Annotated in this window: 11 protein-coding genes and 1 riboswitch; of the genes, 1 reads left to right on the top strand and 10 read right to left on the bottom strand. The window is 71.6% G+C overall.

The genetic code is table 11. From position 1 onward, the window contains the following. Nucleotides 1–8: 8 nt before the first annotated feature. From thiM to CLV56_RS17795, 8 genes are all read right to left on the bottom strand, one after another. Nucleotides 9–800, bottom strand: a complete 792-nt coding sequence (gene thiM / locus CLV56_RS17760; RefSeq protein WP_039340543.1) for a hydroxyethylthiazole kinase — start codon at nucleotides 798–800, stop codon at nucleotides 9–11. Further along, nucleotides 791–882, bottom strand: a riboswitch (TPP riboswitch). Its footprint overlaps the gene before it by 10 nt. 196 nt (nucleotides 883–1078) lie before the next feature. Beyond that, on the bottom strand, nucleotides 1079–2107 hold the full coding sequence (gene ilvC, locus CLV56_RS17765) for a ketol-acid reductoisomerase (RefSeq protein WP_039340545.1): 1029 nt from the start codon (nucleotides 2105–2107) through the stop codon (nucleotides 1079–1081). 77 nt (nucleotides 2108–2184) lie between these two features. Further along, nucleotides 2185–2721: an acetolactate synthase small subunit gene (gene ilvN, locus CLV56_RS17770; protein ID WP_039340547.1), complete on the bottom strand. Its 537-nt coding sequence runs from the start codon at nucleotides 2719–2721 to the stop codon at nucleotides 2185–2187. Next, nucleotides 2718–4472 (bottom strand): acetolactate synthase large subunit, encoded by a 1755-nt coding sequence (locus CLV56_RS17775; RefSeq protein ID WP_039340592.1) that lies wholly within the window; start codon nucleotides 4470–4472, stop codon nucleotides 2718–2720. The genes ilvN and CLV56_RS17775 overlap by 4 nt, the downstream gene beginning before the upstream one ends. A gap of 271 nt (nucleotides 4473–4743) precedes the next feature. Continuing rightward, nucleotides 4744–6432 (bottom strand): dihydroxy-acid dehydratase, encoded by a 1689-nt coding sequence (ilvD, locus tag CLV56_RS17780; RefSeq protein WP_039340549.1) that lies wholly within the window; start codon nucleotides 6430–6432, stop codon nucleotides 4744–4746. A 133-nt stretch (nucleotides 6433–6565) separates the two neighbouring features. After that, a complete protein-coding gene (locus CLV56_RS17785) occupies nucleotides 6566–7126 on the bottom strand; it encodes a hypothetical protein (RefSeq protein ID WP_039340552.1) in 561 nt (186 codons plus the stop codon). Beyond that, on the bottom strand, nucleotides 7123–7722 hold the full coding sequence (locus tag CLV56_RS17790; RefSeq protein WP_245858007.1) for a SatD family protein: 600 nt from the start codon (nucleotides 7720–7722) through the stop codon (nucleotides 7123–7125). Before CLV56_RS17790 ends, CLV56_RS17785 begins: the two co-directional genes overlap by 4 nt. A 116-nt stretch (nucleotides 7723–7838) precedes the next feature. Then, nucleotides 7839–8927 (bottom strand): sialidase family protein, encoded by a 1089-nt coding sequence (locus tag CLV56_RS17795; RefSeq protein WP_039340558.1) that lies wholly within the window; start codon nucleotides 8925–8927, stop codon nucleotides 7839–7841. Nucleotides 8928–9140: 213 nt separating this feature from the next. On the opposite strand from CLV56_RS17795, the gene CLV56_RS17800 reads away from it, so the two are divergent. Further along, nucleotides 9141–10076, top strand: coding sequence for an ATP-grasp domain-containing protein (locus tag CLV56_RS17800; protein ID WP_100415365.1), 936 nt, complete (start codon nucleotides 9141–9143; stop codon nucleotides 10074–10076). A 39-nt stretch (nucleotides 10077–10115) separates the two neighbouring features. Here CLV56_RS17800 and CLV56_RS17805 read toward each other — a convergent pair whose 3' ends face one another. After that, nucleotides 10116–11009 (bottom strand): metallophosphoesterase family protein, encoded by an 894-nt coding sequence (locus CLV56_RS17805; protein ID WP_211288186.1) that lies wholly within the window; start codon nucleotides 11007–11009, stop codon nucleotides 10116–10118. Between the two features lie 64 nt (nucleotides 11010–11073). Then, nucleotides 11074–12174, bottom strand: a complete 1101-nt coding sequence (locus CLV56_RS17810) for a DNA glycosylase AlkZ-like family protein (protein WP_039340563.1) — start codon at nucleotides 12172–12174, stop codon at nucleotides 11074–11076. Nucleotides 12175–12245: the final 71 nt, after the last annotated feature.

Here is a 12245-nt window from a genome sequence, read left to right on the forward strand (position 1 = left end):
CGCGCGGCTCAGCGGGCCGCGACCGCGGCGGCCTCGTCGGCGCTCAGCGTCGACAGGGCGTCCAGCAGCCGCCAGCGCAGCGAGCCGGGCCCCTCGGCCTTCTCGCCGGCCTTCTCGACGGCGGCCGACAGGATCGCGAGCGCCGACGCGGACGCCTCCAGCGCGTCGTCGTGGACCGCGCAGCACGCGGCGACCAGCGCGCTCGCCGAGCAGCCCAGCGCGGTGATCATCGGCGCCCTCGGGTCACCGCCGGTGATCGTGACCGAACGGGTGCCGTCGGTGACGAGGTCGGTGGCGCCCGTCATCGCGACCACCGTGCCAAGCTTGGACGCGAGCGCCTCCGCGTCGGACCGTACGTCCTCGACCGCCGCGTCGGCGTCCACGCCGCGTCCGGCACCGGCCGAGGTGGCGATCGCCAGGATCTCGCTGGCGTTGCCGCGGATCACCGCGGGGTTGTGCTCGAGCAGCCGGTCGACCGTGTCGCGACGGAAGGTGGTGGCGCCGACCGCGACCGGGTCGAGGATCCACGGCGTCCCGTCGGCCTCGGCCTGCGCGACCGCGGCGAGCATGCCGTCGACCCACGGGTCCGACAGCGTGCCGATGTTGGCCACCACGGCGCCGGCGATCCGGGCGAACTCGCCGGACTCGTGCGCGTCGTGGACCATCGCCGGCGAGGCGCCGGCGGCGTTCAGCAGGTTGGCCGCGATGTCCATCGACACGTAGTTCGTGATGACCTGCACCAGCGGTGACGTCTCGCGCAGACGCGTGTGGACGTGGGCGACGGTGGATGGTTCGAGCATCAGTGGCTCCCTCTCGCCGGCATGACCCGGATCAGGTTCGGCGGGTGTGTTCTCAGCCCTGCGGGCACCCCGGCCATCGACTTCGCCGCCCACCCTACCGCCCGCACCACCCCGTACCCAGCCCACCCATGCGACCGCGATTCGTCGAGTTCCGGCGCGAATCGCAGGCGCAGATCCGACCGCAACTCGACGAATCGCGGTCGGGACGTACGGCGGCCCGGGCACCTGCCGTACGCAGGGGTGCCCGGGCCGTCGAGGAGGTACGGAGCCGCGTCGCGTCAGCGGGCGGCGGTGCCCTCCGTGTAGTCGTCGTCGGTGCTCTTCACCCACGCCATGAGCTGACGCAGCTCGCGGCCGGTGGCCTCGATCGGGTGCTGCTCGCTCTCCTCGCGGAACTTCTTGAACTCCGGCGCACCGGCGTCCTGATCGGCGATGAAGCGCTCAGCGAACGCGCCGCTCTTGATGTCGTCGAGGACGTCCTTCATGGTGTCCTTGACGCGGCTGTCGATGACCCGCGGGCCCGACACGTAGTCGCCGTACTCGGCGGTGTCGGAGACCGACCAGCGCTGCTTGGCGATGCCGCCCTCGTACATCAGGTCGACGATCAGCTTGAGCTCGTGGAGGCACTCGAAGTACGCGACCTCGGGCTGGTAGCCGGCCTCGGTCAGCGTCTCGAAGCCGGCCTGGACCAGCGCCGACATGCCGCCGCAGAGCACGGCCTGCTCGCCGAAGAGATCGGTCTCGGTCTCCTCGGTGAACGTGGTCTTGATGCCGCCGGCACGCAGACCGCCGATCCCCTTCGCGTACGAGAGGACGAGCGGCCAGGCGTTGCCGGTCGCGTCCTGCTCGACGGCCACGAGCACCGGGACGCCACGGCCCTCGACGTACTCGCGACGGACCAGGTGGCCCGGGCCCTTCGGGGCGATCATGCCGACGTCGACACCGGCCGGGGGCTTGATGTAGCCGAAGCGGATGTTGAAGCCGTGTCCGAAGATCAGCGCGTCGCCGTCGTTGAGGTTCGGCTCGACCGACTCGGAGTAGAGGTTCCGCTGGACGTGGTCCGGCGCCAGGATGACGATCACGTCGGCCTCGGCGGCGGCCTCGGCCGGGGTGAGGACCCGCAGACCCTCGGCCTCGGCCTTGTCGCGGCTCTTCGATCCCTCCGGCAGGCCGACGCGGACGTCGACGCCGGAGTCACGCAGCGACAGCGCGTGGGCGTGGCCCTGGCTGCCGTAGCCCAGCACGGCCACGCTCCGGCCTTGGATGACGCTCAGGTCGGCGTCGTCGTCGTAGTACAGCTCAGGCACGGGTTGGCTCCTTCTCGTTGTGCCGGTGGGTCTTCGGGTGCCGGACCGGACAGGCCGGTACGGCGGGGTGCGTCGGCTCAGGCGGTCTGGGTCGACGACGGCGTGACCGAACGCAGGGCCCGGTCGGTGATCGAGCGGCCACCACGGCCGATCGCCACGCGTCCGGACTGCGCGATCTCGCGGATGCCGAACGGCTCGAGCACCCGCAGCATCGCCGCGAGCTTGCCCGGGTCGCCGGTCGCCTCGATCGTCACGGCGTCGGGCGCGACGTCGACGACCTTGGCGCGGAACAGCTGGACGGTCTCGAGGACCTGTCCACGGGTCTGGGAGTCGGCCCGGACCTTGATCAGCATCAGCTCGCGCTCGACGGCCGACTCCGGCTCGAGCTCGACGATCTTGAGGACCTGGACGAGCTTGTTGAGCTGCTTGGTGACCTGCTCGAGCGGGAGCTCGTCGACGTTGACCACGATCGTCATCCGGGAGATCTCCGGATACTCGGTGGGGCCGACCGCCAGCGACTCGATGTTGAACCCGCGCCGCATGAACAGGCTCGACACACGAGCCAGCACACCGGGGGTGTTCTCGACCAGGACGGACAGGGTGTGGGTGCTCACAGCTCTTCCTCTCCGAAGTCGGGCGCCATGTCGCGCGCGATCTGGATCATGTCGTTGCTGACGCCGGCGGCGACCATCGGCCACACCATCGCGTCGCGGTGGACGACGAAGTCGATCACGACGGGGACGTCGTTGATGGACATCGCCTTCTCGATCACCGCGTCGAGGTCCTCGGCGCGCTCGCAGCGCAGGCCCACGCACCCGTACGCGTCGGCGAGCTTGACGAAGTCCGGGATCCGGGCGGCGTCGGGACCGGTCTGGAGGTCGGTGTTGGAGTAGCGGCCGCCGTAGAACAGCGTCTGCCACTGCCGGACCATCCCGAGCGAGGAGTTGTTGATGACCGCGACCTTGATCGGGATCCCCTCGAGGGCGCAGGTGGCCAGCTCCTGGTTGGTCATCTGGAAGCAGCCGTCGCCGTCGATCGCCCAGACCGGCTCGCCGGGTCGCGCGACCTGGGCGCCCATCGCGGCGGGCACGGAGAAGCCCATCGTGCCCATGCCGCCGGAGTTGATCCAGCGGGCCGGGCGCTCGTGGTCGAGGAAGTTCGCGGCCCACATCTGGTGCTGACCGACGCCGGCGGTGAAGGTCACCTCGGGCCCCGACAGCGCGCTGATCCGCTCGATCACCTGCTGCGGCGCGAGGCCGCCGTCCTCGGCCGGCTCGTAGCCGAGCGGGTAGCGCTCGCGGATCCCGGTCGTGTACGTGCGCCAGGACGCGTAGTCGGCGGGGTTGTCGGCGTACTCGACCTGCAGCGCGACGACGAGGTCGGCGATCACCTCGCGGCAGTCGCCCACGATCGGGACGTCGGCGACGCGGTTCTTGGAGATCTCGGCCGGGTCGATGTCGGCGTGGATGACCTTGGCGCCCGGGGCGAACGACGACAGCTCGCCGGTCACCCGGTCGTCGAAGCGTGCGCCGAGCGAGATCAGCAGGTCGCTCTTCTGGAGCGCGCCGACCGCGGCCACGGTGCCGTGCATGCCGGGCATGCCGAGGTGCAGGTCGTGGCTGTCGGGGAACGCACCGCGCGCCATCAGCGTGGTGACGACCGGGATGCCGGTCATCTCGGCGAGCACCTTGAGCTCGGCCGAGGCGTTCGCTTTGACAACGCCGCCCCCGACGTACAGCACGGGCCGCTTGGCGGCCGCGATCAGCCGCGCGGCCTCGCGGACCTGCTTGCCGTGCGGCTTCGTCGTCGGACGGTAGCCCGGCAGCGACAGCTCGGCCGGCCACGCGAACTCCGTCATGCTCTGGAGCGCGTCCTTGGAGATGTCGACGAGCACCGGGCCCGGGCGGCCGGTGGAGGCGATGTGGAACGCCTCGGCGACGGCCCGCGGGATCTCGGCCGGGTCGGTGATGAGGTACGAGTGCTTGGTGATCGGCATCGTGATGCCGCGGATGTCCGCCTCCTGGAAGGCGTCGGTGCCGATCGAGGCGCTGGTGACCTGACCGGTGACCGCGACGATCGGGACCGAGTCCATGTGCGCGTCGGCGATCGCGGTGACGAGGTTCGTCGCGCCGGGGCCGGAGGTCGCCATGCAGACGCCGACGCGGCCGGTCGCCACCGCGTACCCCTGGGCGGCGTGGCCCGCGCCCTGCTCGTGCCGGACGAGGATGTGGCGGATCTGCTCGGAGTCGAAGAGCGGGTCGTACGCCGGAAGGACGGCGCCACCGGGAATGCCGAAGACGACCTCGACCCCGGCGTGCTCCAGGGCACGGATCAGAGACTGGGCCCCGGTGATCTGCTCACTCATCGCTTTCCCTTCCGGCTTCGGCATCCTCGCCGCTGCTCGTTGTGCCGCTGCTCGTGGTGATGGTCGTGGGCAACAAAAAACCCCTCGGCCCGGGCGGGCATTCGAGGGGCGACGCGTGACCGGTGGCCGGTCGCGCGTCAGTGACGTACGAGAATGATGTTGCGCACGGAACCAGGGTCGCCGACGCCCCGACCCCGGTCAAGCCAGCGCCGTCTCCATCTCGCATGTCGAGACCGCCGTCCCACATCACGGCGGCCTCCCCCATCGCAGGTCAGCCCAGCACGGCCCCGTCGGCCGCGGAGCCGACGAGCCGGGAGTACTTGGCGAGCACGCCGCGCGGCGGCACGTCGGGCAGCGTCGGCGACCAGCCCGTACGGCGGCGCTCGAGCTCGGCGTCGTCGATGTCGACGTCGAGACGGCGGTTCGCGACGTCGAGCGTGATCGGGTCGCCGTCCTCGACGAACGCGATCGGGCCGCCGTCGACCGCCTCGGGCGCCACGTGGCCGACGCACAGGCCGGTGGTGCCGCCGGAGAAGCGTCCGTCGGTGAGCAGCAGGACGTCCTTGCCGAGGCCGGCCCCCTTGATCGCACCGGTGATCGCGAGCATCTCGCGCATCCCCGGGCCGCCCTTCGGGCCCTCGTAGCGGATCACGACGACGTCGCCGCCGGTGATCGTGCCGTCGGCCAGCGCCTCCATCGCGGCCTGCTCGCCGTCGAAGACGCGCGCGGTCCCGGAGAAGACGTCGGAGTCGAACCCGGCGCTCTTCACGACCGCGCCCTCCGGTGCGAGCGTGCCGCGCAGGATCGTGAGGCCGCCGGTGGCGTGGATCGGGTTCTCGAGCTTGCGGATCACGTCGCCGTCGACCGTGGTCGTGACCAGCTCGTCGAGGTTCTCGGCCATCGTCTTGCCGGTGACCGTGAGCGTGTCGCCGTGCATCAGGCCGGCATCGAGCAGCGCCTTCATGATGACCGGGATGCCGCCGACCTTGTCGACGTCGTTCATCACGTAGCGGCCGAACGGCTTGAGGTCGCCGAGGTGCGGGACCTTGTCGCCGATCCGGTTGAAGTCGTCGAGACTCAGGTCGACCTCGGCCTCGCGCGCGATCGCGAGCAGGTGGAGCACCGCGTTCGTCGAGCCGCCGAGCGCCATCACGACGGCGATGGCGTTCTCGAACGCCTCGCGGGTCATGATCTGGCGGGCGGTGATGCCCTGGCGGAGGAGCCCGACGACCGCCTCCCCGGAGCGGTGCGCGAACCCGTCGCGGCGCCGGTCGACCGCCGGCGGGGCGGCCGAGCCCGGCAGCGACATGCCGAGCGCCTCGGCGACGGCGGCCATGGTGTTGGCGGTGTACATGCCGCCGCAGGCGCCCTCGCCCGGGCAGATCGCCCGCTCCACGCGGTCGACCTCCTCGCGGGTGATCAGACCGCGCAGGCAGGCACCGACGGCCTCGAACGCGTCGATGATCGTGACGTCCTTGCCGTCGACCTGGCCCGGCATGATCGACCCCGCGTACAGGAAGACGCTGGCGAGGTCGAGCCGCGCGGCCGCCATCAGCATGCCGGGCAGCGACTTGTCGCACCCGGCGAGGGTGACGGAGCCGTCGAGCCGCTCGGCCTGCATCACGACCTCGACGGAGTCGGCGATCACCTCGCGCGAGACCAGCGAGTAGTGCATCCCCTCGTGGCCCATCGAGATGCCGTCGGAGACCGAGATCGTGCCGAACTCGAGCGGGTAGCCGCCGGCCGCGTGCACGCCGTTCTTGACCGCGTCCGCGAGCCGGTCGAGCGGCAGGTTGCACGGGGTGATCTCGTTCCAGCTCGACGCGACGCCGATCTGCGGCTTCTCCCAGTCGTCGTCGCCCATGCCGACGGCCCGGAGCATGCCGCGTGCGGCCGCCTTCTCGAGTCCGTCGGTCACGTCGCGGCTGCGGGGCTTGATGTCGGGGGTCTCGGACGCCATGCATACAAGACTACGACCGCGCAACGTGATCTCATCCTCCGGCCACCCATGTCACGATGCGGACGCCACCCCGTACCCCTTCCGCGGTTCGTGACGCCACGCCCGTTCCGCCGCGACGGAATCGGGGCCGGTGTCACAGAGCGGTGAGGGGGAGCACGTACGGGGCGAGCGCGACGTAGACGCAGCCGGAGGCCCAGATCACGCTGACCATGGTGCCGATGATGAACCGCTCGGCGGTGCCGGCGGACGCGCCCGTACGGAGCTCCGGGTAGCGGCCGAGCCCCTTGACCGCGAGGACGATCGCGACCCCCTCGGGCCACCGGGCGGCCAGGGCGCCGAACACCGCGAACCGCTCCAGCGCCCCGATCCACGCGCCGCCGCGCAGCACCTGCCCCGCCGCCTGGATCCGAGGCGGCTCCCCGCCGACCTCCGTACGGCCCTGGTCGATCACGAGGAACGCGGCCGCCGTGACGACCGCACCGCCCGCGACGGCCAGCAGCAGCGCGAACAGCACCAGCACGTCCTGGGTCGTCTCACCATCGACCCGACCGTCGAACAGCGTCGCCACGATCGCCGCGGCCCACGCCACGGTCAGCGCGCCCCCGACCAGCCGCACCCCGCGCGGGTCGCGGACGAACGCCCACCCCGGGAGCGCGAGACAGGCGGCCAGCACGACGATCACGAGCGCGGTCATCGCGGCCCCTCCTCCGGACGGTCGGCGCGGGCGAGCAAGCGTCCGGCGAGACTACGGCCTCGGCCCTCGTCGGTCCACCCCGCGACATCGAGCCGCTGCGACATCGCCTGCGCGGAGATGCCCAGCGCCTCGGCGGCCGCAGCCTGGGTCGGGTGCACCGCGCGGACGTCGACCGCCTCCCACCCCGCGTCGCTGCGGCGCTCGAGCACGGCCGCGAGCAGCCACAGCGCGGTCTCCGCATCCTCGGCCGCCTCCGGCGCCTCGGTGGCGCGGACGCAGACGGGGTGCGCGGCACGCTTCGCAGCCTCGACCGCGTCACGGGCATCGACGTACGCGGGGCCGCGGCCGGCGCGGACCACGTCGGGGAGCGGCTCCTCGGTCGGGCCGACCCCGATCCCGATCGACCACCGACCCGTACGGAGAGCGCGGACGACGACGTCGAGGACCGCGGCAGGGTCGTCGAGCAGCCCCTGCACCTCGTCGCCGGCGGTGCGGTCGAAGGGCAGGACCGTACGGAGGCCGTCGTCGGCGAGCGCCGCGAGCAGGTCCGGCACCGCATCCGGCTCCCGCCGGCTGCGCCGCTGATCGAGCGTCATCACGAACACGCTCGTACGATAACAAGTTCAAGAGCCTGATTCCAGCGAATCAAGTTGGGGAACTTGATCTTTCGTGATCCAGGGCCAGGCCCTGATGCTGCGTGAGACAGCCCGGATCAGGGCAGCACAGCCGCCCGTACGCTCATCACGTCCGGCAGGTGGCTCGCGACCTGCGACCAGGTCGCCCCTTCATCCGCGCTCGCGTAGACCGTGCCGTCGCGGGCGCCGAGGTAGAGCCCTGCCGGCAGTCCGTGCGCCGGGCCGTCGTCGGCGCGGAACGCGTCGCGCATCACCGCCGCGTAGAACGGCTCGGGCAGTCCGTCCGACAGCTCGCGCCAGGTCTCGCCGGCGTCGTCGGAGCGCCAGACCCGGGCCTTCGCGTCCGGGGGCATCCGGTCGGAGTCCGCGACGAGCGGGAAGACGTAGACGGTGTCCGGGTTCGACGGGTGCACCACGATCGGGAACCCGAAGTCGCTCGGCAGCCCGTCCGCGATCGACGTCCACGTGTCGCCCCCGTCGTCGGAGCGGTAGACGCCGTGGTGATTCTGGGCGTAGAACCGCTCGGGCTTGTCCGGGTGCGCCGCGACCTTGTGCACGCACTGGCCGAACTCGGGCCACGGGTCGGGGAAGAAGTACGCCTTGATCCCCTTGTTGCTCGGCGCCCAGCTCGCACCGGCGTCGGCGGTCCGGTAGACCCCGCCGGTCGACATCGCGACCAGCATCGCGTCGGGGTCCTTGGGATCCGGCACGATCGTGTGGATCGCCTGCCCGCCGTACCCCGCGCCCCACTCCGGCCGGTGCGGGTGGTCCCACAGCGCCCGCACGATCTCGTACGTCTCGCCGCGGTCGTCGGAGCGGAACAGTGCCGAGGGCTGGGTCCCGGCCCACACCACGCCCGGCTCCGTGCCCGGGGTCAGCTGCCAGACCTGCTCCAGCGCCGTCTCCGTGTCCTCGGGGAACCGGATCCCGCCCTCGGGCGTCGACGACCACGTCTCCCCCAGGTCGTCGGACCAGCTGACCTGGGGCCCGAAGTGCTCGTTCATCGTGCCGGCGAGCAGCCGCGGCCCCGGCTCGCGCGTGTCGATGCAGGCCGCGTAGACCGCCGTCATCGGGAAGTGCGGGCCCGTCAGCGTCCACTCCCGACGGTCGGGCGACCGCCCGATCCACATCCCCTTGCGCGTGCCGATGAGCAGCATCGTCTCCATCGCAGTCCCCCAGCTCCATCCGTCGAAGAGTCTCGTCCTCATCAGACCGGGCGCGGCACCCGAACTCATCGGACCTCTCGGACGCTAGGGAGCGGCCCGCACGGTGTCAACGCGCTGGCAACGTGCGGGGTCGGCGCGGGGCGCGACCGGGGCGCGACCGGCTCGCGACCGGCTCGCGGACCTTCCAGGGAACTGACAGGGCGATGCCGTAGCGTGGACGGGCTGCCCACCGACGAGAGGAAGCCCGTGGCCCTGATCGCGCTCGCCAGCTCCGCCGACCTGCACGACCACCCCGAGGTGAAGCTGCTCGCCGAGGCGCTCGCCGGACTCGGCCACGAGGCGAGTGTCGAGACCTGGGACGACGAGAGCGTCGACTGGCACCGCTACGCGCTCACCGTGGTCCGCACGACGTGGGACTACACCGCGCGGCGCGACGAGTTCCTGGCCTGGGCGCGAGCCGTCCCGCGACTGCGCAACCGCGCCGACGTGCTCGCCTGGAACACCGACAAGACCTACCTGCGCGACCTCGACCAGTACGAGTGCCCGGTCGTCCCGACGGCGTGGGACGTCGACGACTCCGCCACCGTCGAGGCGCTGGCCGACCACCTCGGTGTCTCCGTCGACGAGCAGGAGTGGGTGGTGAAGCCGACGATCTCGGCCGGCTCGCGCGACACCGGCCGGTGGAGCAGCATCGATGACGCCGTCGCGCACAGCCGCGAGCTGCTGGCTGCCGGTCGCCCCACGATGCTGCAGCCGTACGTCGAGGCCGTCGACGCCGAGGGCGAGACCGCCCTGCTGTACGTCGGGGGCACGCTCTCGCACACGATGAACAAGTCGCCCCTGCTGGCGCCGGGCGAGGGCGTCCCTGCCGAACGGGAGGCCCGGAAGCGGATCACCACCAGCGCTGCGAGCCCCACCCAGACGAAGGTCGCCGAGAAGGCGCTGCGCGCGGCGCGCAAGACGCTCGGCGGCGGGCTCGACCTGCTGTACGCACGGGTGGACGTCGTCACCGGGCCCGACGGGTCGCCGCAGGTGCTGGAGCTCGAGCTGACCGAGCCGTCGATGTTCGTCGCGGAGGCCGGCCCGGAGGCGGCCGAGCGCCTCGCCGGCGCGATCTCGACCGCCCTCACGTCCGTCGGCCGAGCCTGAGGTCCCCCCCGACGAGACCCACCTCGGGCGGCCGGGCGCTCACGAACCCGGCGACGCGACCTCCGCGGGATCGCCGACGGCTCCGCACACGATCGACCGCGCCACGAAGGGTCGTCCGCGGGCGCGCCACTCCCGGGGGTAGCCCAGGGACACCTCTTCGACGGCCACACCGTCGTAGACCGAAGACCGCGGCATGTGCAGGTGCCCGTGGACGATGGTGTGGATGGGGAAACGCTGGTGCCAGTCAGAGGTGAGGCGGGTTCCGCACCACATCGGGAGGTGGGGCGAGAACATCCGGCGCGCCGGCTCCTCGATGAGGGGGTAGTGGCCGACCACGACCAGCCGTACGCCCGGGCCGACCTCGGCCAGCCGCTTCTCCGTCAGCTCGACACGAGCGCGGCACCACGCCTGACGTGTCGGGTAGGGGTCGGGGTGCAGCAGGAGCTCGTCGGTGAAGACGTGCCCCGCGTCCCACGCCGCGCGGAGCGCGGTGTCCAGATCGACCGCAGGGTCCCGGAAGGAGTAGTCGTACAGCAGGTGGACCGGGGCGACCACGAGATCGTGCGCCGGGCCCCGCCACGTCGCGTACTCGTCCTCGGGCGTCAGCACATCGATCGCCCGGCACCTGCGCACGAGGCTCTCGTAGCGCGCCACCCCACGACTCTGGTCCTCGTCGTGCGGATGCGTCCAGAGCTCATGGTTGCCAGGAGCCCAGATCACCCGGTCGAACCGTCGACGGAGACCTGCCAGCACCTCCTGGGTGCGTGACGGCGACTCGGACACGTCACCGGCCACGAGCAGCCAGTCGCCCGGGTGCTGCGCTCTCAGCGAGTCGACGACGCGCTGGTTCGCCTCGTGCCCGACGTGCAGGTCGCTCACCGCCCACACGTGGGGATGAGTCGGGTCGAGACAGCCCTCACGTGGATCGCTCACGTGTCTCCCTCCGTCGTCGTCCGTGCCGTCGTCGTCCGTGCCGCAGCCGACGGCACGGGATGGCTCAGGACCGTACGACGGGCAGCGCCAGCCACGCCCCCAGCGCGTCGACCTCCGCATCGACCGCCGCCGCCATCGCGTCGGTGAACGCCTCGTCCTCGTGCACAGCGTTGACACGCAACACCCCTGCCTTCTGGTCCGCGACCGCGTCGAGCTTCCCGACCAGGCGGTCGTCGAACAGGATCGGGAGGGCGAAGTAGCCCCACCGACGCTTCGCGGCGGGCTTGTACATCTCGAGGCCGTACTCGAAGTCGAACAGCTCGGTAGCCCGCTTGCGGTCGTGGATCAGCCGGTCGAACGGTGACAGCAGAGCGGCGCGCCCCTCGAACGAGCGCCCGAGATAGACCGGGTCGACGCGCCACTCGCCCTTGACCCCCTCCACGACGGCTGCCTCGCCTGCCTCACCGACGTCGTAGGGCTCGACCGGCACCTTCGTCGACTTGGTGCGCGCGATCCCCAGGGAACGCAGCCGCCGCTCGTTGCGCGAGCGCGCCGCCTCCTCCTCGGCCGGGATGGGATCGTCCGGATACACCCGGCCGGCCAGGTCCCACAGCCGATCGCGGCCCCGCCGGCCCGCGATCGCCACCTCCCCCAGCTCCGCCATGATCCCGAGCAGGCGGATGACGTTCTGGTCGTTCGTCCAGCCGGTGGACTTCCACGGAACGACGCAGGTGTCCGGGATGTCGCGTGACGGCAGCGGGCCGTTCGTCGCCAGTCGCTCGAGGATGTCCTGCCGGCATGCGTCGTTGGCGTGGAGCCAGGCGCGGAACCGCTTCTCCCAGTCGGCGACGGGCGGCCGGTCACGCAAGCACAGCATCTCGGCCCGGTACAGGGCCACGTCCTCCGCGGGGCGGATCGTCGACCCGACCTCGATGAGCTCGCGGTCGTCCAGGGCCCGGAGCAGGTCTTGTGGCGAGTACGCGCTCCCGAGCCTGCTCCAGGACACGAGATCAGCCGACGGGGCGATGGCCGAGGTCGGGTCCAGCTGAAGGAGGGTCAGGTGGCGAACCATGTCGACCAGCTCGGACGGTCGTTCGCGCTGCAGGAGCTGCGCGCAGATCGCAATCTGCTGCGCATCCGCACGGCTGAGCTTGTGAACGCTCATCAGGCTCCCTCTCCGACTACGCAGTCAACCATCACACGTGGGCACGTCACCGCGGTTCGGTCGTCGACCGG

This window comes from Mumia flava, from assembly GCF_002797495.1.
GTDB classification, from domain to species: Bacteria; Actinomycetota; Actinomycetes; order Propionibacteriales; family Nocardioidaceae; genus Mumia; species Mumia flava.